The sequence below is a fragment of the Sulfurospirillum sp. SCADC genome (genome assembly GCF_000743525.1).
Taxonomy (GTDB): domain Bacteria; phylum Campylobacterota; class Campylobacteria; order Campylobacterales; family Sulfurospirillaceae; genus Sulfurospirillum.
The window spans coordinates 26,903-48,950 of the sequence record NZ_JQGK01000001.1; the positions used below are offsets into that span (position 1 = coordinate 26,903).

General features: G+C 41.9%; 24 protein-coding genes. 6 read left to right on the plus strand and 18 right to left on the minus strand.

The window, feature by feature from the left end; translation table 11 throughout:
• The first annotated feature begins 3 nt into the window (after positions 1-3).
• Positions 4-1,200 carry an NAD(P)-dependent oxidoreductase gene (locus tag JU57_RS00140; RefSeq protein ID WP_037955376.1) on the plus strand — a complete coding sequence of 399 codons (1,197 nt, stop codon included), beginning with the start codon at positions 4-6 and terminating at the stop codon, positions 1,198-1,200.
• 105 nt (positions 1,201-1,305) lie between these two features.
• Here JU57_RS00140 and JU57_RS00145 read toward each other — a convergent pair whose 3' ends face one another.
• From JU57_RS00145 to JU57_RS00170, 6 genes are all read right to left on the minus strand, one after another.
• The gene (locus JU57_RS00145; protein ID WP_025344775.1) at positions 1,306-1,551 is read right to left on the minus strand and encodes a hypothetical protein; all 246 of its coding nucleotides are present in this window, start codon (positions 1,549-1,551) and stop codon (positions 1,306-1,308) included.
• Positions 1,552-1,563: 12 nt separating this feature from the next.
• Positions 1,564-2,514, minus strand: a complete 951-nt coding sequence (gene lpxD, locus JU57_RS00150) for a UDP-3-O-(3-hydroxymyristoyl)glucosamine N-acyltransferase (RefSeq protein WP_037955379.1) — start codon at positions 2,512-2,514, stop codon at positions 1,564-1,566.
• The gene (gene ilvN, locus JU57_RS00155) at positions 2,515-2,988 is read right to left on the minus strand and encodes an acetolactate synthase small subunit (RefSeq protein WP_037955383.1); all 474 of its coding nucleotides are present in this window, start codon (positions 2,986-2,988) and stop codon (positions 2,515-2,517) included.
• A gap of 3 nt (positions 2,989-2,991) precedes the next feature.
• A complete protein-coding gene (locus tag JU57_RS00160) occupies positions 2,992-4,683 on the minus strand; it encodes an acetolactate synthase large subunit (RefSeq protein ID WP_037955384.1) in 1,692 nt (563 codons plus the stop codon).
• Between the two features lie 144 nt (positions 4,684-4,827).
• Positions 4,828-5,751, minus strand: a complete 924-nt coding sequence (locus JU57_RS00165; protein WP_037955386.1) for a phosphatase — start codon at positions 5,749-5,751, stop codon at positions 4,828-4,830.
• Positions 5,752-5,758: 7 nt separating this feature from the next.
• Positions 5,759-5,980: a hypothetical protein gene (locus tag JU57_RS00170; protein ID WP_037955388.1), complete on the minus strand. Its 222-nt coding sequence runs from the start codon at positions 5,978-5,980 to the stop codon at positions 5,759-5,761.
• 201 nt (positions 5,981-6,181) lie between these two features.
• Between JU57_RS00170 and JU57_RS00175 the strand changes: the two genes are divergently transcribed.
• From JU57_RS00175 to pdxA, 5 genes are all read left to right on the plus strand, one after another.
• The gene (locus JU57_RS00175) at positions 6,182-7,654 is read left to right on the plus strand and encodes an FAD/NAD(P)-binding oxidoreductase (protein WP_037955390.1); all 1,473 of its coding nucleotides are present in this window, start codon (positions 6,182-6,184) and stop codon (positions 7,652-7,654) included.
• Positions 7,655-7,683: 29 nt separating this feature from the next.
• Positions 7,684-8,055 (plus strand): c-type cytochrome, encoded by a 372-nt coding sequence (locus JU57_RS00180; protein ID WP_037955392.1) that lies wholly within the window; start codon positions 7,684-7,686, stop codon positions 8,053-8,055.
• Between the two features lie 60 nt (positions 8,056-8,115).
• Positions 8,116-9,246 carry a cytochrome b/b6 domain-containing protein gene (locus JU57_RS00185; protein WP_037955393.1) on the plus strand — a complete coding sequence of 377 codons (1,131 nt, stop codon included), beginning with the start codon at positions 8,116-8,118 and terminating at the stop codon, positions 9,244-9,246.
• 65 nt (positions 9,247-9,311) lie between these two features.
• Entirely contained in the window at positions 9,312-10,091 is a 780-nt protein-coding gene (locus tag JU57_RS00190) for a pyridoxine 5'-phosphate synthase (RefSeq protein ID WP_037955396.1), read from the plus strand.
• Entirely contained in the window at positions 10,088-11,026 is a 939-nt protein-coding gene (gene pdxA, locus JU57_RS00195; RefSeq protein WP_037955399.1) for a 4-hydroxythreonine-4-phosphate dehydrogenase, read from the plus strand. The genes JU57_RS00190 and pdxA overlap by 4 nt, the downstream gene beginning before the upstream one ends.
• Before the next feature lie 125 nt (positions 11,027-11,151).
• On the opposite strand, the gene JU57_RS00200 is transcribed toward pdxA, so the two are convergent.
• The 12 genes from JU57_RS00200 to JU57_RS00255 all read right to left on the minus strand — a co-directional run bounded on the left by JU57_RS00200 (position 11,152) and on the right by JU57_RS00255 (position 22,038).
• Complete coding sequence (locus JU57_RS00200) at positions 11,152-11,862, minus strand: ABC transporter ATP-binding protein (RefSeq protein ID WP_294874809.1); 711 nt, start codon at positions 11,860-11,862, stop codon at positions 11,152-11,154.
• Entirely contained in the window at positions 11,859-12,536 is a 678-nt protein-coding gene (locus JU57_RS13565) for an energy-coupling factor transporter transmembrane component T (RefSeq protein ID WP_051906396.1), read from the minus strand. Before JU57_RS13565 ends, JU57_RS00200 begins: the two co-directional genes overlap by 4 nt.
• Positions 12,506-12,928, minus strand: a complete 423-nt coding sequence (locus tag JU57_RS13570; RefSeq protein WP_051906399.1) for a hypothetical protein — start codon at positions 12,926-12,928, stop codon at positions 12,506-12,508. Before JU57_RS13570 ends, JU57_RS13565 begins: the two co-directional genes overlap by 31 nt.
• Positions 12,906-13,529, minus strand: a complete 624-nt coding sequence (gene cbiM / locus JU57_RS00215) for a cobalt transporter CbiM (RefSeq protein ID WP_037955402.1) — start codon at positions 13,527-13,529, stop codon at positions 12,906-12,908. Before cbiM ends, JU57_RS13570 begins: the two co-directional genes overlap by 23 nt.
• A 1-nt stretch (position 13,530) precedes the next feature.
• Positions 13,531-14,277, minus strand: a complete 747-nt coding sequence (locus JU57_RS00220) for a DUF4198 domain-containing protein (RefSeq protein WP_037955404.1) — start codon at positions 14,275-14,277, stop codon at positions 13,531-13,533.
• 86 nt (positions 14,278-14,363) lie between these two features.
• The gene (gene mnmH / locus JU57_RS00225; protein ID WP_037955407.1) at positions 14,364-15,377 is read right to left on the minus strand and encodes a tRNA 2-selenouridine(34) synthase MnmH; all 1,014 of its coding nucleotides are present in this window, start codon (positions 15,375-15,377) and stop codon (positions 14,364-14,366) included.
• Entirely contained in the window at positions 15,371-15,862 is a 492-nt protein-coding gene (locus tag JU57_RS00230; RefSeq protein ID WP_294874818.1) for an HIT domain-containing protein, read from the minus strand. The genes mnmH and JU57_RS00230 overlap by 7 nt, the downstream gene beginning before the upstream one ends.
• Positions 15,862-16,650 (minus strand): indole-3-glycerol phosphate synthase TrpC, encoded by a 789-nt coding sequence (gene trpC / locus JU57_RS00235; protein ID WP_037955415.1) that lies wholly within the window; start codon positions 16,648-16,650, stop codon positions 15,862-15,864. The genes JU57_RS00230 and trpC overlap by 1 nt, the downstream gene beginning before the upstream one ends.
• Entirely contained in the window at positions 16,647-17,912 is a 1,266-nt protein-coding gene (locus tag JU57_RS00240) for a tetratricopeptide repeat protein (protein WP_037955417.1), read from the minus strand. The genes trpC and JU57_RS00240 overlap by 4 nt, the downstream gene beginning before the upstream one ends.
• The gene (locus tag JU57_RS00245; protein ID WP_037955419.1) at positions 17,888-18,268 is read right to left on the minus strand and encodes a YkgJ family cysteine cluster protein; all 381 of its coding nucleotides are present in this window, start codon (positions 18,266-18,268) and stop codon (positions 17,888-17,890) included. The genes JU57_RS00240 and JU57_RS00245 overlap by 25 nt, the downstream gene beginning before the upstream one ends.
• Positions 18,256-18,954 carry a methyltransferase gene (locus tag JU57_RS00250; protein WP_037955420.1) on the minus strand — a complete coding sequence of 233 codons (699 nt, stop codon included), beginning with the start codon at positions 18,952-18,954 and terminating at the stop codon, positions 18,256-18,258. Before JU57_RS00250 ends, JU57_RS00245 begins: the two co-directional genes overlap by 13 nt.
• 3 nt (positions 18,955-18,957) lie before the next feature.
• Positions 18,958-22,038 (minus strand): hypothetical protein, encoded by a 3,081-nt coding sequence (locus tag JU57_RS00255; protein ID WP_037955422.1) that lies wholly within the window; start codon positions 22,036-22,038, stop codon positions 18,958-18,960.
• Positions 22,039-22,048: the final 10 nt, after the last annotated feature.

Sequence of the window (22,048 nt, forward strand, 5' to 3'; positions counted from 1 at the left end):
GCGATGAACAAATACGTCATTACCCTTGCAAAAACCTGTTTGGGTTGTAAAAAACCATCCTGTCGTACGGGATGTCCTGTTGGCACTCCTATTCCTGAGATGATTCGCCTTTTTTTGGCAGGAGAGATTAAACAAGCCGGCAAAATGCTGTTTGAAAATAATCCTCTCTCCGTCATCTGTTCTATGGTTTGTCCGCATGAAAAACATTGTGAGGGACACTGTATTCTCAATAAAAAGGGAACGGCGGTGAGTGTGGGAAGTATTGAGAATTATATTTCCGATCTTTACATGAACGATCTTCAGTTTGAAAAACCACTCAAAAATGGCAAAAAAGTTGCAATTATTGGAAGTGGTCCTGCTGGTATTGCGCTTGCGGTTATTTTAGGTGTGAAAGGGTATGAGATCACGATGTACGATGCCCATGATAAAATCGGTGGCGTATTGCGCTATGGTATTCCTGATTTTAGACTCAATAAAGAGATTCTAGATACGATTGAGACGAAACTGCGTCAATTAGACGTGACGATTCGCCCGAACATTACCATTGGTAAAAACATCACGATTGCCGATCTTTTCCGTGATGATTTTAAAGCTGTTTTCATCGGAACGGGGGTTTGGGCTCCGAAAAAATTGGGTATTAAAGGTGAAAGCTTAGGGCATGTTCACTTTGCGATTGACTATCTTAAAAATCCTGATGTGTACCGTTTAGGTCATAGAGTGGTGATTTTAGGAGCTGGAAATGTGGCAATGGATGTGGCACGAACAGCGGTGCGTCATGGTGCACGTGAAGTGATTATTATGTACCGAAAAGGTATGGAGGATATTCCTGCGTCACATCATGAGGTCGAGTGTGCCAAAATCGATGGTGTTAAGTTTGAGCTTTATAAACAGCCTATCGAAATTAACGATCAAGGTGTTCTGTACAGCAGTACCGATGAGAGTGGCGAAGAAGGATTGTTGGAAGCGGATTCGATCTTAATTGCTATTAGTCAAAATCCAAACGATCATATTGTTCAAAGTGCCCGACAAATCGAAGTGGATGGAAAAGGCTTAGTGATTACCGATGAGAGTGGACGCACAACGATGCAAGGTGTTTTTGCTTCAGGTGACGTGGTAACGGGAGCTCGAACGGTAGTCGAAGCAGTCGCTTTTTCAAAACGTGCTGCGGTTGCCATTGAAGAGTATGTCGACTCACTTTAAGAGAGTTTTTGCTGAACTCTCAACACGCTTTTGAATTGAGTTTTACAAGAATCGAATGAGAACGTTTTACATGTAAAGATTCTTTACATGTAAAACGATTGTGTATTATTTTGAAGGTGTTCCAAAACGTACTTTGGCATCTTGAAGTGCTGCGATGAGTTCATCAAGATTTTCGTAAGGGATATGTGCTTTCCAATCTGGCTCTTCACCATTTTTCTTCAATGCAATACCGATGCTTACAACAGGGAATGAACCACTTCCATACGGTTCTTCTAAATGTGAGATCGAAATAATGCCGTTTTTTGTTCCTGCTAATGGAAATTTTGTCAATATTGTGTTTTTTCCGCCCATGGCTTGATCCTTTTAATGCTTTGTAAAAAATTTCGCTATTTTTGCGTGCGTTTTAAGCCACTCACTTTGCAACGTCAGTGGGAAACCGCCATACGTTTTACCGCCCTCTATTGATTTTGAAACGCCACCGCGTGCAGCAATCGTTGCAAAATCACCAATTTCCAAATGTCCAGCTGTCGCACTTTGTCCACCCATCACGACGTTACGTCCGAGTTTGGATGAACCTGCTAGTCCTGATTGTGCGACAATAATACAATACTGCCCCAGTTCACAATTATGTCCAATTTGAACAAGGTTGTCTATTTTTGTCCCTTTTCGAATGATCGTTGATCCAAAAACAGCTTTGTCTATCGTTGTATTTGCCCCTACTTCCACATTCTCTTCCAGAATGACATTCCCCGTGTGATAGATCTTAATATGCTCACCCAATTTTGTATGAGCATAACCAAAACCGTCACTTCCAATCACCGTTCCCGCTTGAATAATGCACCCCTCACCAATGACACAACCATCGTAAATGACTGCATTAGGGTAAATGACCACATTTTTACCAATGGTTACGTTAGAACCAATCGTGACATTGGGCATAATCTGCACGCCCTCTTCCACCACACTGCCACTGCCGATCACTACATTTGCACCCAGACTACTTTTCTCAGAAATGGTAGCAGGAGACGCGGTATCAAAGGGTTTTTTAGCAAAAAAGGCACTCGCATATGCCATGCTCAAATAAGGATTGTCACTGATCAGTGCTTTCGAACTTGAAGGAAGGTGTTCAAGGAAAGCAGCAGGGAGAATAACGACCCCTGCTTTGGTGTTTTGTAAATCGCCTAGAAGTTTAGGATTGACAAAAAAAGCGATTTGAGACGAGGTCGCCTCCTTGAGTGTTGCAAAGGAAGTAACCTCTTGATCGATTCCTGAAAATTCAAGCGAAATTGCTTGGGCTAGAAGGCTTAGTTTCATCTAAATATCCATCGCGACGGAGCCGCTTCTAACGATGTCGGTTGGATTGTATTTTTTAACCGCTTTTAAAAAATTGTCGATGCGATCATAATCATCGGCAACCATGACAACGATAAAATCCTCACCACTGCTTGCAATTGTGCCATTGTAGGCTTTAAGCATCGCATCAAGACCGTTAAAATCTTCCGCGAGGGGGATTTTAACAAGTGCCATCTCTTTTTCAACAAACTGACCCGATTCGATGACTTTGTAGGTCGGAATCAGCTTGTGCAACTGCTTCACGATCTGTTCCAAAACAGGCGCACTTCCAGAGGTAACAATCGTCAATCTTGATAGATTCGTTTTAGGGATGGGCGCCACGGTAAGGGAATCAATGTTGTAACCACGACCTGCAAAAAGACCTGATATACGCGATAAAACGCCATCTTCATTTAAAACAATAACCGACAAAACTCTTCTCGTATAGTGTTCCATCGCTTACTCCTTATACTCAAGCATCATATTATAAAGCGTTCCACCTGCTGGAACCATTGGTAAAACGTTTTCAAAGCGATCGACCTGAACATCGATCATACAGACGGTGTTGCTCTCAACTGCCTCTTTAAGGGCTTTGTCAAACTCATCTTTGGTGGTAACTCTAAAGCCACGACCACCAAAACTCTCAATCAGCTTGACAAAATCAGGCTGAACCGAAAGGTCGGTTGATGAATAGCGTTTATTGTAAAAGAAGGTTTGCCATTGTCGAACCATGCCTAAGAATTGGTTGTTTAAGATGATGTTCACCACTGCAACGTTGTTTTCAACCGCGGTCATCAGCTCTTGAATGTTCATGAGAATGGAGCCATCACCCGTGAAGTTAATGACGGTTTTGGAAGGCACTGCTACTTTCGCGCCAATCGCGGCAGGAAGACCATACCCCATCGTTCCAAGTCCGCCGCTGCTGAGCCACTGGCGAGGGTAGGAAAAGGGATAAAACTGTGCTGCCCACATTTGGTGTTGCCCAACGTCGGTGCAGATAATCGCTTTATCGCCCAGCAATTGCCCTACGCGTTCAATCGCCCATTGCGGTTTAAGAATCTCATTTGAGTCTTCGTATTTCAGCGGATGAATCTCATCGTAGCGCTTTAACAGATCGCGCCATGGTTTGTATTTACTCTCATCGATTTGCTCTTTAGCCAGAGGGATCATCGCTTCAACCACGTTTTTAAGATCGCCTACGATGGGGTAATCAATTGGAACGATTTTCCCAATGCTACTTGGATCAATGTCTACGTGAATGATTTTGGCATGTTTGGCAAATTCACTGAGTTTGCCCGTAACGCGATCATCAAAACGTGGGCCAAAGGCGATCATAAGATCGGCTTCGCTCATTGCCATATTGGCACTGTAACAGCCGTGCATTCCTAACATTCCAAGCAGTAGTGGGTTCTCATCGCCCATAACACCACGCGCCATTAAGGTTTCAACGGCAGGAATGCCGCAAAGTTTCGCAAATTCCCTTACTTCAGCGCTGGCATTAGAATTGATCGCACCACCACCGATATAAAGTACCGGACGTTTAGCCGCTTGGATCGCTTCAATCGCCTTTTTAATCTGGCGAGGATTGCCTTTATAGGTTGGCTTATAGGTTTGCATCTTAATTTCACTTGGATACGCAAAATGCCCCATTTGTGCCGTAACATCTTTTGGAATATCCACATGAACGGGACCTGGTCTGCCACTTCGTGCAATGTAAAACGCCTCTTTTAAGATACGAGGCAAATCTTTGACATCTTTCACCAAATAGTTATGTTTGACACAGGGGCGACTAATACCTACTGCATCGATCTCTTGAAACGCATCCGTTCCAATCATACTAATAGGAACTTGACCGCTAATAACCACCATCGGAATCGAGTCCATATACGCCGTGGCAAGTCCCGTCACCGCATTGGTAAAACCAGGACCACTCGTGACAAAAGCAACGCCTACTTCCCCACTGGCTCTAGCATAACCATCGGCTGCGTGAAGGGCTGCTTGCTCATGACGTGTTAAAATATGTTTAAAATAGTTTTGTTTGTAAACTTCATCGTAAACATTCATGATAGCACCACCAGGATAGCCAAAGACGACGCTGACATTCTCCTTACGTAGTGCTTCTATGACCATTTGGGAACCGCTTAACTCCATGACCTCTCCTTTACATAATTTTTATACGATATTGGTGCTAAAGCGTGCCGAACAGGTCGGCAGAGGCTTAATCATTATTTACAAAGTCTCGTAATACTCTGTAAAAAAAGTGGGTTATTATAGCAAAGAAAGATTAAAAAGGGTTCATTTGGAAGGTGTATTTGAGGATCGTGCTAAATTGTAACACTGCTCTAAAACAACCCCTTCTCTGAGTCCATCATCGACGACAACGCATTTTTCAAAGCCAAGTTTACGCATCATCGCTTTAACAATTAAAATCCCAACAACCACCAAATCCCTACGGTTTGTACCGGTGAAGCGCTCTGCATCACTCTCATTCATACTAATTAAGCGTTCATACGCCTCTGCAAAATCCTTTACATGTAAGATTTTACCATTGACTCGTCTTACATCATAATGAGCATAATCCAGCCCTTCTAAGAAAGCGGCAACCGTGGTAGGCGTTCCTGCAGTTGTTACTAATTGTAAAAAAGTGGAAGAAATATCAGGTTGCGTTTGCATAAAGGGACTAATAGACTCCACAATACGTTCAACATGTGCTTCACGTTCTTGCGTGTAGCGTTCCGCGGTGTTAATAATGCCAAAGGGAAAGCTTTGAGAGTGCTTGATACCATTAAGACAAAACGTGAGTTCCGTTGAACCGCCACCAAGATCGAACAAGGCGTAGGTTTGATGCTCAAAACCCTCACGTTTAAGCGCATGCTCAATCGCCAACGAGGTTAGGTACGCTTCTCTTTCCCCTGAAATAATTTCAAAATGAAGCCCAAATTCTGCCTCGATTTCATCTAAAATCGCTGCGGCATTGGACGCTACACGCATCGCTTCGGTGGTGACACAGAAGCATTTTTCTTCTTTAAAATCAAACACTTTAGAAGCTTCATGCAGGGCATTTATAATGTTTCGTTTGGAAGTTTCGCTAATCATACCCGTTACATGTAAATCTTTTGCCGTGCGCACAATGCGCTCAAACGCTTTCACACGGGTTTTACTCTCACAGGCTATTTGTACAATGCGAAGCGTATTGGAACCTAAATCACACCCAATCATTTTCAGCCTATTTTCGTCTAAAAAGTTTCATAATCGCCTTGATAACCGCGCGAATCAATCCTAAAAAAAGGTAGAGGATTGCGGTGTAAAGCAGAGGATGGTAGGGCATTTTATGGATGGAGAGTTGTTGTAAATGCTCCAAAGGGTGCGAAAGCCATTGGTTCATGTGCATGCCTAAGGATAAGACTAAAAAAATGACGATAAAAATAAGAACTTCTCGTTTTAACATAGTGCCTACTTGAGCTAAAGTGAATAGAGGATTTTAGGAAAAAGAAACTTAAGGTTAGGTTTGGATAATATTACATTATGAGGACAATTTCAGAAGATTATAAACAACTAAAATAATCAAGTATAATATTTATAACCAAGGAAAGCCTCAGATTGTTGGAAGTAGAATAGAAAAACATACAACCAAAAGGATGGGAAAACGATGAAATCAGACAAAATCATTGAGGAGATACTCATTGAGATTGAAAAGCATGATGGTGGAATGTCTCGCCGCCATGCGATGAAGTTATTGGCAGCATCTCCAATTGCTGCAAGTGTTATAGCAAGTGCGACCATTGCAACAGAAGCTGAGGCTTCTAGTTCGAGCGCAACGGGCAAAATTGTGATCGTAGGGGGTGGTCTTGCGGGTGTTGCAACCGCTGCAAAGTTGACACACCGACTTGCAAATCCTGATATTACACTAATCGAGCCAAATCCACACTCTGTTTCGTATCAACCCGGGCAAACGTTGATCGCGGCTGGTGTGTGGGACAAAAGTGATATTACCTATGAAACGGCGAATTTTATCCCAAAAGGTGTCAAGTGGATTAAAGATACCGTAGTGAGTTTCGACCCTAAAAACAATAAAGTAACCACAGCTGATGGTACAGAAATCGGGTATGATTATTTAGTCGTCGCAACGGGATTAACACTGAATTTTGCTGCGATTAAAGGGCTTGAGGGTGAAATCACCTCCATGGGTGCGAATGATGTTGTACGCAAAAAAGTGGGCAAAGATGGCGTTTACTCTGTCTATTTTGCCGATGGTGCTGTGGATACACGCAAAGGCATTGATGAACTGATCGCAAAAGCGAAAGCACACAAAGGTCCTGAGAAACTTCAAGCACTTTTTACCGATCCTGATACAGCGATAAAATGTGGAGGTGCGCCTAAAAAAGTTATGTACATTACCCATGACCTACTCAAAAAAGCGGGTGTCAGAGATAAAGTAGAATTAACCTTTTGTCCATCAGGCGATAAAATGTTTGGTGTGCCTGAATACAATGCTGCCATTTTTGAGCAGTTTAAAGTCAGAGATTTTAAATGGGAGTTTAAAACCAATTTAGTTGCGATTGATACTGAGAAAAAAATGGCAACCTTTGAGAAAAAATGGCTTGAAAAAGGTGAATACGACGAAGATCTTAAAGAGTACACCATGGTCTCTATGAGCAAATTGGTCGAGAAAAAATACGATTTTATCCACATCACGCCTCCTCAAAAAGCACCTGATCTTGTGGGCAAATCACCGATTGGATCAAGCAAAGGCTGGGTTCCTGTTGTCAAAGAAACCCTGCAACACGTTACCTACAAAAATGTCTTTGCACTAGGCGATGTTGCGGCTGTTCCTATGGGAAAAACAGGCGGAAGTGCGCGTAAACAGTACAATGTCGTTGCCGAAAACTTAATTGCTGTGATGGAAAAACAAGAAAAACTTCCTGCCGCGTATGATGGCTACACCGTGTGTCCTTTGATCACGAGTATTGGAACGGTGGCAATGCTTGAATTTAACTGGACAGCCAAACCAGCACCTTCTTTCCCTCTCGATCCAACCCAAGAGCGCTGGATATGGTGGTTGGTTAAAGTTTATGCCCTTAAACCTATGACAATTTACGGCATGCTCTCTGGTAGAGCCTAGTTTTGATGATACATAATAAGGAAAAATGCATGAAAAAAATGAATTTAGCACTCTGTCTGATGGCATTGGTTGTTTTAAGTGGATGTGGTGATAAACCAAAATCGGATGTTGTCACGTATAAATACACGCCAGAACAAGTGTATAAAGAGACATGTTTACACTGTCATGGTCCAAAAGGTGAAGGTGTAGCAGAGAAAAAAGGACCTGCTATTAATAAGCAAACGATCCAAGAGCTTGAGATGTCACTCTTTGACATTAAAAACGGCGGTCTTGGACAATCCACGGCTACAGAGCACGATGTTATGGAACATAACATGAAAAAATTGGCTGAAAAAGGGTATGACTACGACATTAAAATGATGGCGACGTATATTCACAATACCTTTAACATCACTAAATAAAAATTTGAGTATGATGTTTTTTGATGTTTCACCGCATCAAAAAACATCTGAAAGTTACGTATGAATAAAAAATCTCATGAAGTTTTTGTATGGCCTTTGTGTACACGCATTATTCATTGGATTATGGCAATATCCTTTCTTCTCTCTTTTTCTACCTCTTTTTTCCACCATCTGTTTAGGTGGCATCTTGCCTTTGGTCTTATTTTTGGTATTGTGTTACTTTTTCGACTCATTTGGGGATTTGTTGGTCCCAATTATGCCACCTTTAAAACGTTTAAATTAAGCCCAAAAGAGCTGCGAGACTATTTTGTCCAAAAAGTTCAAAACAGATGGCGTAAAATTCATGCAGGACACAATGCTGCGTCGAGTTGGTTTACGCTGATTGTTTTAGGATTGGGGAGTTGGATCGTTCTCAGTGGGCTACTTTTGCAAGGAATCCAAGAAGGCAGTGGAATTTTTAAAGAGCTCAATGAGCACTATTTTCAGTTTTCATCCATGCTTTTGCTGCTCCATGAAGTGCTCTCGTACCTGCTCTTTATCTGGGCATTGATTCACATTGTGGGTGTTTTAATTGAACAGTTTTACCATAAAACACAGATGCTTTTTGCGATGATCACGGGCTATAAAAAAGCGGAAGGTAGTGATGCGCGTGTTTCGATGGTGCGCCATCTTTTTGCTTACGCGGTGATTGGGTTATCGATGGTAACGTTGTATAGTGTGGCATGTTCTAACGAGACATTTTTGACACGAAGCAGGTTTGAGAAGCGCGATTTTAAAGCAGAAAATCCTGTTTTTTTTGAAAAATGTGGTAAATGTCACAAAACGTATCCACCTTTTATGTTACCACATGACTCATGGGTGCGTCTTATGGATGGGTTAGAGAACCATTTTGGCGAGCAAATCAGAGAGAATAATATCACCAAAAGCGAGCAGATGAACATCAAAGCGTATCTTTTAAGTCAGAGTGCGGAGCATTCAACCCATAAAGTTGCTTTTAAAACACTGGAATCCTTGGGTGAGATGCGCCCTATTTCGATGAGCAAGGTTCCTTATTGGCGTGAAGCACACAAAGGAATTGATCAAACTATCTATCACTCTTTACATGTAAAAGGTGCTGCAAACTGTTTTGCCTGTCATCCAGATTTTGAGTATGGCATTTTAGATAACACACGGATTCATATTCCCAAATAGCCATTGAAATTTTTTAGAAATCATATTTTAGCTATAATAATCCCTAAAAAACGAAGGATACAATGATGCTTCTAGGCGTAAATATCGATCATATTGCAGTGCTAAGAGAAGCGCGAAAGATTAATGATCCTGATCCATTGGACGCCATTTCTTTAGTCAAGCGTGCAGGTGCAGATCAAATCACGATTCATTTACGAGAAGATCGTCGTCATATTAACGATGAAGATGCGAAAAAAATCATTGAAATTTCCCAACTCCCGATTAATTTGGAGTGTTCCATTACCCCAGAAATCATTGAAAAAGTGATTGAACTGCGTCCACACCGTGCAACCTTAGTGCCTGAGAAACGTGAAGAGGTGACAACAGAGGGCGGACTTGACGTCGTGAAGAACAAAGAGGTCATTCAAAAAATTGCCCAAAGACTGAAAAAAGAGCAGATCGAGCTTTCACTTTTTATTGACCCTAACAGCGCGATGATTGAAGCGGCAAAAGAGATTCAAGCCGAATGGATCGAACTTCATACGGGCTCTTATGCCAATATTTACGCAATGCTCTACTCTAACCTTTCTCGCTCACGCCACAGCATTAAGGAACTTGAATTGGATCGTGAATCTTTACATGTAAAACTGATTGATGCAACGCATGAGCTGGAACGCGCCTCTAAACTCGCATACCAATTAGGACTCAAAGTCGCGGCTGGGCATGGACTGAATTATCACAATGTGAAACGCATTGTAGAGATCAACGAGATTAGCGAGCTTAACATTGGTCAAAGCATCATTGCGCGCGCTGTTTTTGTGGGTTTTGAGCAAGCGGTTAAAGAGATGTTAGGATTGGTACGATGAAAAAAATAGCTATTAGCATCGGTGATTTAAACGGTATTGGTTTAGAAATTGCCTTGAGAGCGCATAATGAGGTGAAAAAACACTGCTATCCCCTCTACTGCATCAATGAAAATATGTTAGGTTGGGGCACTGCGCTTTTGGGACTCGATGTGCCAAGTGACTTTGAGATACGCGATTGTGGCAAAGTTTTTGAGATAGAACCCGGTGTCTGTTCTGCAGAAGCCGGTGAGAGCTCGTATGACTCGTTTATCACCGCGGTGGCACTCGCCAAAAGCAATGAAGTGAGTGGCATCGTGACCTTACCTATCAACAAAGAGTCATGGGCGATGGCAGGACTGGAATACAAAGGGCACACGGACGCCCTGAGCGATCTTTTGGGTTGCGAAGCGATTATGATGCTTGGATGCGAGGAGATGTTTACCATTTTGTACACGCACCACATTCCACTGCGCGATGTGCCACATGAGATCAAAGCTAAAAAAATTAAGCCATTTTTGCTCAAAGTGTATGAAGAATTGGGTGCAGAGCGCATCGCTGTTTTAGGGCTTAATCCGCATGCAGGCGATCATGGTGTGATTGGAACGGAAGATGAAGAGATCGAAAAAGCAATTCTGAAAGTCAATCACTTTTTGGAACGCGAAGTGTTTGTGGGACCCCTCGTGCCTGACATCGCTTTTTCAAAACATAATCGTGAGAATTTCACCTATTTCGTCTGTATGTACCACGATCAAGGATTGATTCCGCTGAAAACGCTCTATTTTGACGAAAGCATCAATGTCAGCCTCAATGCGGGCATTGTGCGAACATCGGTGGATCATGGCACCGCATTTGACATCGCTTACAAAGAGGGAAATCCTTCGTGTTTAAGCTACATCAATGCGATCAAAGAGGCGGTTAAACTTTCATCTGGGAAAGAGCCTCTTTTAACGTTTTAGGAGCCTTTTCTTTAAGCACCAAGGGTGCGTGGGCGTGCCGCCGAGGCAAACCCAGTGTTAACGTAGTTTTGAAAGCTTTGCTTTAAAAACGTGTTAAGAGTTCTGAAAGAACTTTCTAATGGGATCTAATGTGTATGAGGATGATCACCATGCTCGTGGTGGTGGTTATGCTCATCTTTGAGATTGAGTGAACAGCTCAGTCCTGTGGGCGTTATCTCATAAATTTTTTCAACCACCAACTCAATAAACTCTTTATGGTGCGAGACAATAATAATACTCTTATCAATGCGTCCTAAAATATCCACCAGACGTAACTGCATCGCTTGATCGAGTCCATTGGTGGGTTCATCCAAAAGCATCAATTTGGGCTCCATAATCAGCACACCTGCGAGTGCGACCAGTTTTTTTTCTCCGCCTGAGAGATGGTAGACGATTTTTTTTGCTAAATGCGAAATACCCAAATCTTGCAGTATCATCGCTGTTTTGAGTTTGGTTTCCTCTTTGGAAACACCACTGGCTAAAAGGCTAAAGGCGACATCATCTTCGACTACGGGAGCCAAAAATTGGTTATCGGAGTCTTGAAAAAGGTAACCGATGAGATGACGCATGTTTTTAAAATCTTCCAAAGAGTGCATCGGCTGGTGAAAGAGCTCTAAAGTGCCCTCTTCTAGGTTTCGAAGTCCTGCGATAATCTCTAAAAGCGTTGTTTTACCGCATCCATTAGGACCAATAATGGCGATCTTCTCTTTGTGCGAGACATCGAGTGTCACATTTTCATACAAACGCACACCATCGCGTGAGGTGGAGAGGTTTTTGATATTCACTGAACAGCTCATATAAGGGCTCCTTGTCGCCAAACTAGCGATAAAATCGTGATAAAAGCAAGCAGCGTATCGTAAACACTAAAGTCTTGATGCGCTTCTAACGTATAGACTTCACCACAAAAACCACGCAGGTGCATCGCTTTTTGAAGCCAAAGTGAGCGCTCCAATGCTTTAATGAACAAAATGCCCACAAATCCTGCCATTGTTTTATAGGTTAAAAGATTGGTTTTAGGCATAAAACCTCTTACATGTAACGTGTTTTTGAAAAGTGTAAACTCTCGTTTGATGAGAAAAATGGACTTCGCCGTGAAAAAGAAGATTGAAGTGAGTTTGTGCGGCAGATGCAAACGCTGCATCGCAATGGCGATGGAAAATTCATCCTTGCCTTGAAAAATCATTAATACAAACAATAAAATGAAATTGGATCGTAAAAAAACAAGCAGTGCAAGCTCATAGTTTTCTTGCCACAGCATGCTTGCCGCAACAATAGCAATTAGCGTATTGAGCCAAAAGAGTCGCTTGAAGATACTCCAAAGTAACGCTCTGTGAAGCCAACCAAGCAACAACAGTGGCAGAAGCATGGGGGCATAAAGATGCTCTTGTAATGCCACAACGGTGCTGTACGACAGTGCTAAAAGAAGCGCTGTCGTCGGTGCTATGCGTGGCTGGGTTTGCGTTTTGTCCAATAAAGTGCTCCAAAGAAAAAGACAATTATAGCCAATCCTAAGAGCATTTTATCCCATGGTGTATCGGAGGGCAATGTTTTTGCTTCTTCTTTGGTATGACTTTGTGCGACATAATTCGTTTGTGTCTGATGTCCCATGCCTGCTTCTACGATAATCGTAAACTCAGCAGAGGGCAATTTAACGGACGCTTTGCCCTCATCATCGGTATTGAAGACTAAAAGCTCTTTTTGATTCGCATCTAAGAGCTTTACAACACATTGTTTACACGGCGAAGATTGGGTGAAATAGCTTTGAACGTAGAGTTGTCCCGCTTCATCGTAGGCAAAAAGATTGATTTTATGCGCCCATACACTACTAAAGAGCAGAACGCTAAGCAGGCTTATGCGTAGCATAACACTCCTTTACATGTAAAAGATTGGGGGAGACTTTTTCAATGAAACGAAGGGCAAAAAGCGTGATAAATCCTTCGATAAGCATCGCGGGCAAGTGTGCCAAAAGAGCTAGTTTGGCAGCATCTACAAACGCGTCACCGTTCAGAGCTAAGGTAAGTGAAAGCAGAAAAGCTGAAAGGGCTAAAGGAACAAACCCAATTAAAAACCAGAGCAGATCTTTGTGCCAGCGTTTGGTGGTAGGAAGCATAAAAAGCCAATACCCAACCAGTGTTGGCGTGGCAAGATTAAAGAGGTTGATGCCCAGCGTCGTAAGTCCTCCAAAGCCAAAAAGAACGCCTTGGAGTAAAAGGGCGACAAAGATAGCAATGAAAGCTCTCAACCCTAGCATGGCGCCTATAATGCCCCCTAAAACAAGGTGTACCGATGTGGGACCAATGGGAACATGAACAAAGGACGCTAAAAAGAAAAGGGCCGAAAGTACGGCCGTTTTAGGAATCTCGTCATCTTTGAGTGTTTTAAACGCATACAAGGTAAAAGCAGCCGAAACGACTGCTCCACCGATTAAAATCTCAGGTCTGAGTAATCCTTCACTGAGGTGCATTTTATTTCATCGCCTCTGTTTTAAGCCACAATACTGCGCCCAACTCGACAGGATAACTTTTACCCTCTTTTTTGATCTTTTCATCATCATCCATAAGTGCTGCAAATCCCCACCAGCCTTCTTGAGGAAGTGCTACATAAAACACGCCGTTTTTATCGGCTTTGTACACTTGCGTAACGTACATTTCATTCGGCGCTTTGAGCCCTTTGGTGTTGTAAAATTCGACTTCAACTTCAGCATTCGCAACGGGTTTGCCTTTGTAGAGGACTTGTCCACTGAAAAGATTGCCAGCATAAAGGGAATAAGGGCGAGAAAGTGGGACAATCTCCGCTTTTAGACCAATGGGTTTATCCCAGCCCTCGCCTGAGCCAAAGGCGTCCACAATCGTTTTGGTTTGATGGCGGATAAATTTCTCTTCAGCCGGTTCAAAATAAGGTATAGGATCGACATAAAATTGGTATACGCTTGGACCTTTGATAGTGTATTCACTCTTCCATGAGGTGATTGCACCCTTTTTTACTTCTTGAAACGAAGGTAGAAGGGATGTTTTTTTGCCCTCCGTAAAAACGCCTGCCTCTTTAGGCTTTTCCATATTCATGCTGTTTTGCTCAAAGGGATGGGTAAACTCATACTGAACCGCTACTTTTGGGCTGCTGCCTTGCTCGATAACCGATCTATCTGTCATCACTGTTTGAAAATGTGCCAACAACGATGATGCGCACACAATAGAAGTCAATAATATTTTCATACGAATACTCCTCTTAAATAAGACTGAACTATATTTGGTATTATTGTGGCATTTTGTGGATAAGAAAAGACTTAAAATGAGATGTGTTAAACGGTTGAGAGTTTTACATGTAACGCGTTAAGCGCTTCGAGTGTTGCGCTCTCATCCGCATTATCAAGGATGGCATCGATGTGACGAGGTTTTTTATACACAAGATCATAATACTCAATCAAAAGGATCTTTGCTACTTCTGAAAGATTGCCCTCTTCGTACGCGTGTAAGACAGCTTCTTTCACCGTTTTTTTAATGTACGGTGCGATCATCTGCATTGCTTGGTTAAAAAAGGCAGGTGTCATACTCTCATACTCTTTGAGGATTCGCTCTATGCGTTGCTCAAGTGGTGCTGTAATTTCGATGCGATACCCTTGCAATAGTCTTACATGTAAAAGAGCTGGAATGGTGCATGTACCCATTTTTTTGCTTTCTGCTTCAATGAATATATAGGCATTGGGATCAATTTTACATAAAATTTCACATAAACTATTTTCAAACGCTTTTTGGCTCGGTTGGGCTCCTTTGATGCTTCCAAAGCTCGAACCTAAATGATTGGCAAGCTTTTCAAGATCGATGGAAGGTTGAAGCGATTGCAAGAGTTCACTTTTCCCACAGCCTGTGTTGCCACCAAGGACGATGAAACGGTAATGGGGCAAATTTTCAAGGTAACTTAACACATAAAAACGATACTGTTTATAACCGCCACCCAATCGAAAAACTTGGTAGCCGATGTGTGAGAGAATGATGGCTATTGAGCTTGATCTAAGCCCTCCCCTTGCACAGTAAATGCCTATTTTTGAGCCTATTTTATAGGATTTTGCGATGTGTTCAAGGTGGTGTGCTACGTTTTGACAGATGTAACGCGCACCCAGTAGTTTGGCGTCATTTCGTGAGACTTGCTTGTAGAGTGTACCTACTTCTTGATGCTCCTCATCACTCAGAGCATAAAAGTTTTGGGCATTGGCAATGTGCGATTCGTAAAACTCTTTAGGACTTCGTGCATCGATTAAAAGATCAAATTCTGATTTTTGGGCAATGAAAGCGTCAATGTCAAGCTCAATTAACATGCCAAATACTCAGGAACGAGCCCTTTAAGCTGTGTATAGATTTTCTCAAAATCGGTTCCATAGACTCTGGTATTGGCGATGGTGGTGATAAAATTGGTATCGCCACTCCACCTGGGAATCACATGGTGGTGAATGTGCTCTGCAATGCCAGCTCCGCCACTTTGGCCAAGGTTCATCCCTAGATTGACCCCCTGCGCACCAATACCAACTTTTAGCATCTTGACACAGCGTTGCACGATCAAAGAGAGATGCAGCCACACTTCAGGCTCCAACGCCTCAATCGCATCGGTATGGTGATGGGGAATGACCATAAAATGCCCAGGAGAATACGGATAGCGATTCATCACGATAAAACAGTGTTCATCACGGTAGAGCACATGATGCTGCTCATCAAGCTCAGGATGCTCACTAATGGTACAAAAAACACACCCTTCTGGTTTTTCACTAAAGTAAACATCACGCCAAGGCGCGTACATGTAATCCATCAGTCAACTTTCTTAAAAGCTTCGAGCGCTGTTTGTATATCGGGTTGGCGCATAAAATGTTCACCGATTAAAAAGGCATCCGCACCGATTTTGCTCAGGTATTGAATCGTCTCTTTATCGTTCAATCCACTCTCTGCTACGATAATTTTTCCTTGTGGGATGAGTGGCATGAGCTTTTCGGTTAAACTCATATCCATCTCAAAGGTCTCTAGGTTTCGGTGGTTAATTCCGATGATAGTGGCTCCCGCAAAGATGGCTTTCACCAAATCCTCTTTGTCATGGATTTCAACTAAAACTTCTAGTCCTAGTCGAAATGCGTACTCTAAAAGGTGTTTGAGCTCCGTTTTTGTGAGCGCTTTTGCAATCAATAAGATAAAATCAGCCCCATACACCAGCGCTTCTAAGATTTGATACTCATCGACAATAAAATCTTTGCGTAAAAGAGGGGTTGGCACATAGCGACGAATCTGCGTTAAATACTCCAAATTCCCTTGAAAATAGTGAGGTTCTGTTAAAACTGAGATGGCATCAGCACCACCTAACTCATACGCTTTTGCAATCATCAATGGGTCAAAATCGGCTTTAATAATCCCTTTACTAGGGCTTGCTTTTTTCACTTCAGCAATAATACGATACGGATTTTGGGGCGTTGCTTTGAGGTAAGGTTTCACGTCACGTGGCATAAACGGGTTAAACGCAAGGCTTCTGCCTAACCAATCCATCGTGTACTCTTTTTTCTTTTTTTCTAGATCCTCACGCGTACGTTTGATAATTTCATCTAAGATCATTGTTTCTCTTTCAAACATTTTTTAATCGCTTCAATATGTGCCTTAACCTCTTCTTCCATCACGTGCTCACCAAAATATTTCATAATGTTATACGCCTCATTGCATTGCCCTTGTTTATAAAGTCCCCACGCTAAGGAGTCGAGATAATAGGGAGAATTGGGCTCTAATTTAAGCGCTTCTTGCACGAGTGTAAGACCTTTTGCAATGTCTATATCATGGTCAATAAGTAGATACCCATAGTAGTTAAGATAGACAGAGTCTTTCAGCAAACTGGTCACTTCATCAAATTTATGCGCAATGGATTGCAAGACTTCAGGTGTAAGATTTAGTTTATTGAGCTCATACTCATAAATAGCCATTTTACCTAGATAATCAAGATTTTTACTCTCATCGTAAAGTTTTTCAGCCAACGTATAGGCTTCTTTAAATTTTTTCTGCGTAGCATAGATTTGAAGGAGCATATCTTGGTTAAACCCTGTCTTTTCCAAAAAGGTTGTCGCCCCTTTGACATCTTTAATGTACAGCATCAGTTCAACAATTTTTTTGGCTATCTCTTCGCTTTGTTGTTCTTTATAGAGTTTTTTATAAGTGGCAATTAACCCTTGCACATTGCGATCACGTCCATAAATTTCGACCAGTTTAAAGCAGGCATGCTCACCACACCCTTCCATGTTCGCATACGTCTCAAGATAGGCAATGGCATCGTCTTTGCGTCCTAAAAAGCGGTTTAACAGCTCGACAATATTGATCAAAATATCTTCATTTTGATCTTGTTTGTAAGCGCTCTCAAAGTATTTAAGCGCCAAATCATAGGCTTTCATCTGCAAATAAAGATTACCTGCGATGCTAAGATGTTGGACACTTTTATCAAGTTCAATGAGTTTAAGAATCTCTTTTTCAGCCTCTTCATAGCGCTTCTCTTTGACCAATTGCCCTACTAAAAGTCGGTTGAAGTTTTTCTCATCAGGGTATTTTTTAATCCCTTGCATAATTAAGTCGTGCGCATCAGGATCACCAAGGACAAAAGCAAGTCCTGCATCTTCGGTGAGATACACTTTTTTTTGACTCTGTTCATACAGGGTATGATAAATTTTGCGCGCGTTGACGTAATCGCCATTTTGCTGATAATCTAACGCCTGCAAAATAAGATTATCCTCTTCTTCAAAAACCTTTTTAGTAGTTTCATTCGTAATAACAACCTCTTTGGTGCTACATCCCACCAATAAAACAAGAACGACTATAAGCGAATAATACCGGGACATTCTGTGACTACCTCGTCAATATTTTCTTTAAAATATTCCCAAAAAGGGAATGTACGACACTGTTGTGGACGTACGTCATAGATACGACACATCTTTTTTTCCATATCAAAAAAGACGCAACCATAGCCGCCTTCGTACGCGATCTCTTTGATCGTGAAACGATAGCGAATTTTTAGTAAATAGTTATTGATAAATGCCTCTTTGGACAAAGAAAGTTTCAAAGCAATAGCGTTTATCTCTTCGTGTGTAACCCAAATGTATCCACTCTCTCCAATACAACACTTTCCCGAACAGTTTTGACACGCTTTGGGATCGAAGGCATACGGATAGCCTTCGCACTTCATTAAACCATCCATTCACAACTCTTCGTAGCAGATCGCTCAAAAATGGCTTTCACACGCACGCTGATATGCTCACCCGTATAGATAAAAAGCGGTGGATGAATTTTACAGAGTGTTTTTGAATTTTTACGCGCACGTATCAACACCAACGATGCCTCTTTCTCCTCTTTCGGGTAGACAAAACAGAGGTCTTCGACATTGAGCCCATTTCCAAGCAGAGATGCCATCACGTGGTCTATCTGTTTCGCATCATAGCAGAAACAAAAATATCCCCGATTGGAGAGCGTTTTACTCACTTTTTGAGCAAACGCAGCAAAGGGAAGTGCGCTGCTGTGGCGACTTAGGAAAAGGGCATTGTCTTCATTTTGAACGCCACCTTTGTGGTAAAAAGGAGGATTGGAGACAATCATGTCCCATTTATGCTCAAAAGTTGCTTCTAAAAAATCTTTACATGTAATGTTTTCTATCGCTAAAAGATTGGCTTTGGCATTGGCTTTTGCGATCTCACAATTCAAAAATTGAATGTCCAAAAGGCTTACATGTAAACGAGGAAAGTCACGTTTAAGCAACAGCCCTAAAATACCACAGCCACAGCCCACGTCTAAGAGTTGCCCTTTGGGATGAAAGGAACTGATAAAATCATAGAGTAAAAGGGTGTCGCTGTTGTAACGATACCCTCGCTTGGGTTGAAAAAGATTCATGATTTAGTGGTACACCCTGATTTGGAAGCCGCGTGCTTTATTTTGTTCGATGTTGGAGAGCGCATAACTGATTTTTGCCCCCTCACCTACGTAAGATTCAACCAGATCGCCACCGGCTTTGGCTCTGGCTTTCCCCAATCCGATGTTAGCAAGCCCACTGATACGATCGATCTCCGTATCTTCAACGCCCACTTTTTTGCTTTTGATCAGTTTAAGCGATGCAAAACCACCATTGTCGACAATGGGCGCAACCTCAAAGAAGTAGCTGCTGTCGTATTTTGCAAGAACAGCTTGCACCTCTTTTTTGCACGCTTCTGTGATGGCATTTACCCCTGTGCCCATGTCCGTACATGTCACTTTGTCGATCATGGTAAGTTTTTGACCTTTGGATGGTGGCGTTGCTTTGAGCGCGGCTATTTTTGGTGTGGCTGTCTCTAAAAGCTTGATTTTTTCATTGAGCGTTTTAATGATCTGCTCATTGGCTGCCATGCGTTTGTTCAACTCCTCTTGGCTTTGGACAAGCGCACTCTCTTTGGCTTTGAGCTCTTTTTCAAGCACTATGATTTTAAGCGTCTCCTCTTTTTTACTTGAACCCAGTTGGCCTTCTTTCGTCTTGAGTTCGGCTTGCAAGGTTTTGGTCACCTCTAAATGCTGGAGCTCTTTTTGTTTAAACTCCTCTTTGAGTTTGGCTAAATTTTCCTCCAAGGAAGCTTTGAGCGCTTCTGTTTTTTTATAATTTTCTTTGTTGGCAACGATGGTCGCCTCTTTGGCTCTTAGCTCTTTTTCTAACGCACTGCTTTTGAGAGAATCTTCTTTGTTAAACGCAGCTATTTGGCTCTCTTTGACTTTAAGATCACTTTGAAGGGCTTTGATTTCGGCGAGGCGTTGAAGCTCTTTTTGTTTGAACTCCTCTTTCACTTTGGTAAGGTTCTCTTCGGTTGAGGCTTTGAGCATTTCTATCTTTTTAGCACCCTCTTTATTGGCCACTATCGTTGCTTCTTTGATTTTGAGCTCTTTGTCTTTCTCTTTGATGATGTCCAAATACTCAATCTCTTTGCGACGCAGTTCGTCTTTAAGTCCGACCATTTTGGCATCTTCGCTGATACGATTTTTTTCAAACGTTGCCACTTTTGCTTTGAGTTCCTCAATGTTTTTACTGGTTGCTTTGGTCGCATTTTCTTCTGCATCTTTGAGCTTTACATGTAAGGTTTGAATCGTACCTTCATGACGTGCATTTTCCATCTGAATTTTCTGAAGCTCTATCGCTTTGGTTTTGATCTCTTTTTCCAAAGCTGCGATTTTGAGGGCTTCTTCTTTTTTCGCTGATGCAATCACGCCCTCTTTTTCTTTGATCTCAGCTTGCAGTAGTTGCATTTTGGCTATGAACTCGCTCTCTTTGGCTTTACTACTCGCCTTTAACTCATCCACGGTTGCACGAAGCTCTTTAAGCTTATTTTCATCGCCTTCTCTACTTTTTTGTGTCTCGGTTCTAAACGTCACTATTTGCGTTTTTAGGCTTTGAAGCTCTCTCTCTTTTTCGTCATTTTTGGCTTTAAGTTCGTTGTTGGAAGTTGCAAGTTCATTGATGTGAAACTGAGTACGCTCACTGTTCTCCGTGTTTGAGGCTTTGTACTCATTCATCTGTTTATCTAAGTTTGCGATGAGCTCTTTTTGAGAAGCGTCAAAAGTGGCAATTTTTTCATTAAAGACTTTATAATTTTTATTGTGAATTTTGTCATTTTCATCGAGGCGTTTTTTCACTTCCACTTCAAAATTGGCTTTTTCGCTGTTGAGAAGGGCTATTTTATCATTCAACTCTTTGATCGTACTCTCTTTTTGAGCGATCTCTCCTTTGAGCTTTAAGATAGCAGCATTGAGGGTTTTTTCGCTGTTTTGAGCACTCTCTTCGAGGGTTTTATTGGCGACACTCAGCTCTTTATTGAGTTTTTTCTCATCTTCAAGGTAGGTTCTAAATTTATTAAAATCTTTTTCGTTTTCCAGCATCAGCGCTTCAATATGTTTTTTAGCACTCGCCAGTTCTGTGTTGAGACTTTTAATCTTTTCTTCATTGAGTGCCATTTTTTTCGCGTGATCTTCATCTTGAGAGGCCATATCCTGACGATTTTGCGCTATCAATTTTTCCGTATCGACTTTGAGCTGCTCAATCGTTTTGGTGTACTGCGCGATCTCTTCTTTATGTTTTTGCTCATTGATCACAAGCGTTTGCGTCTGCTTACTCATGATCTCATTCTTCTCTTTTGCCGCGAGTACGATCTCTTCTTTGAGTTTGGTAATCTCCTCTTGCTTGCGAGCACAAGCACTTTTAGCGGTTTCATTGGTGGTGTTGATTTGCTCATTTAAAAGGGCAATTTGATCGTTTAAAAATTTAATTTTCTCTTTATAGTCGCCCAATTTTGACTGCTCGTCTTCCCTAGCGTTTGCAATGGCGATCTGTTTTTTAGCTTCATCTTCAACGGCTTTGGATCTGAGTTCTTCGATTTGGCTACGCAAGGTATTGGCTTCGATATTCGCTTTTTGGGAGATCAGCACATTCTCTTTTTGAAGCTCATTGATCTTCATGGTCAGATCACTGATGTTTCGGTAATGTTGCTGTTCGGCTTCATTCAAACGTTCGGTGTTTTTATTGGTCCATTGATTTCGTTGTTCTTCAAGTTCATTTTGTTGTTCTTCAAGTTTTTTTGAGAGCTCATCTTTTTCATTTGACATTAAGAGGTTGTCATGTTGCACAAAAAGAAGGGTCTTTTGCAGTTTATTGATCATGCGTTTAAAATCTTGCTTAGAAAGTTCAGACTCAGGAATAGGCTTACCCTGCTCATCGTAATAGGCATCTTCAAATAACGTACCATCTTTGCTCTGCTCTATGGTTGCCTCTTTGTCGATGTACTGCTTTTGCACTTCAAAGGGAAGATCACTAAATTTGACATCGCTTTTAGGAATGTATTTTTCGGTGAGTTCATCATAGGAAATGCCACCAAAATTACCGTATTGGGCGGAGGCAAAGCCTCCAACGACCATAGCAAAGCCTAGTGCAATATTTAAAAGCTGAGAAGAAGTAAGAGCCATTCGTAGGTGC

Excerpts from the sequence above, each read along its gene's own strand:
- JU57_RS00220 (WP_037955404.1), bottom strand. The coding sequence starts at position 14,277 with ATGAAAATATTATTGACTTCTATTGTGTGCGCATCATCGTTGTTGGCA.
- ilvN (WP_037955383.1), bottom strand. The coding sequence starts at position 2,988 with ATGGAACACTATACGAGAAGAGTTTTGTCGGTTATTGTTTTAAATGAA.
- cbiM (WP_037955402.1), bottom strand. The coding sequence starts at position 13,529 with ATGCACCTCAGTGAAGGATTACTCAGACCTGAGATTTTAATCGGTGGA.
- JU57_RS00190 (WP_037955396.1), top strand. The coding sequence starts at position 9,312 with ATGCTTCTAGGCGTAAATATCGATCATATTGCAGTGCTAAGAGAAGCG.
- JU57_RS00255 (WP_037955422.1), bottom strand. The coding sequence starts at position 22,038 with ATGGCTCTTACTTCTTCTCAGCTTTTAAATATTGCACTAGGCTTTGCT.
- JU57_RS00165 (WP_037955386.1), bottom strand. The coding sequence starts at position 5,751 with ATGATTGGGTGTGATTTAGGTTCCAATACGCTTCGCATTGTACAAATA.
- JU57_RS00175 (WP_037955390.1), top strand. The coding sequence starts at position 6,182 with ATGAAATCAGACAAAATCATTGAGGAGATACTCATTGAGATTGAAAAG.
- JU57_RS13570 (WP_051906399.1), bottom strand. The coding sequence starts at position 12,928 with ATGCTACGCATAAGCCTGCTTAGCGTTCTGCTCTTTAGTAGTGTATGG.
- JU57_RS00180 (WP_037955392.1), top strand. The coding sequence starts at position 7,684 with ATGAAAAAAATGAATTTAGCACTCTGTCTGATGGCATTGGTTGTTTTA.
- JU57_RS00160 (WP_037955384.1), bottom strand. The coding sequence starts at position 4,683 with ATGGAGTTAAGCGGTTCCCAAATGGTCATAGAAGCACTACGTAAGGAG.
- lpxD (WP_037955379.1), bottom strand. The coding sequence starts at position 2,514 with ATGAAACTAAGCCTTCTAGCCCAAGCAATTTCGCTTGAATTTTCAGGA.
- JU57_RS00230 (WP_294874818.1), bottom strand. The coding sequence starts at position 15,862 with ATGGATTACATGTACGCGCCTTGGCGTGATGTTTACTTTAGTGAAAAA.
- JU57_RS00250 (WP_037955420.1), bottom strand. The coding sequence starts at position 18,954 with ATGAATCTTTTTCAACCCAAGCGAGGGTATCGTTACAACAGCGACACC.
- JU57_RS00185 (WP_037955393.1), top strand. The coding sequence starts at position 8,116 with ATGAATAAAAAATCTCATGAAGTTTTTGTATGGCCTTTGTGTACACGC.
- pdxA (WP_037955399.1), top strand. The coding sequence starts at position 10,088 with ATGAAAAAAATAGCTATTAGCATCGGTGATTTAAACGGTATTGGTTTA.
- JU57_RS00200 (WP_294874809.1), bottom strand. The coding sequence starts at position 11,862 with ATGAGCTGTTCAGTGAATATCAAAAACCTCTCCACCTCACGCGATGGT.
- JU57_RS00170 (WP_037955388.1), bottom strand. The coding sequence starts at position 5,980 with ATGTTAAAACGAGAAGTTCTTATTTTTATCGTCATTTTTTTAGTCTTA.
- JU57_RS00140 (WP_037955376.1), top strand. The coding sequence starts at position 4 with ATGAACAAATACGTCATTACCCTTGCAAAAACCTGTTTGGGTTGTAAA.
- trpC (WP_037955415.1), bottom strand. The coding sequence starts at position 16,650 with ATGATCTTAGATGAAATTATCAAACGTACGCGTGAGGATCTAGAAAAA.
- JU57_RS00145 (WP_025344775.1), bottom strand. The coding sequence starts at position 1,551 with ATGGGCGGAAAAAACACAATATTGACAAAATTTCCATTAGCAGGAACA.
- JU57_RS00240 (WP_037955417.1), bottom strand. The coding sequence starts at position 17,912 with ATGTCCCGGTATTATTCGCTTATAGTCGTTCTTGTTTTATTGGTGGGA.
- JU57_RS00245 (WP_037955419.1), bottom strand. The coding sequence starts at position 18,268 with ATGGATGGTTTAATGAAGTGCGAAGGCTATCCGTATGCCTTCGATCCC.
- mnmH (WP_037955407.1), bottom strand. The coding sequence starts at position 15,377 with ATGTTAATTGAGCTTGACATTGACGCTTTCATTGCCCAAAAATCAGAA.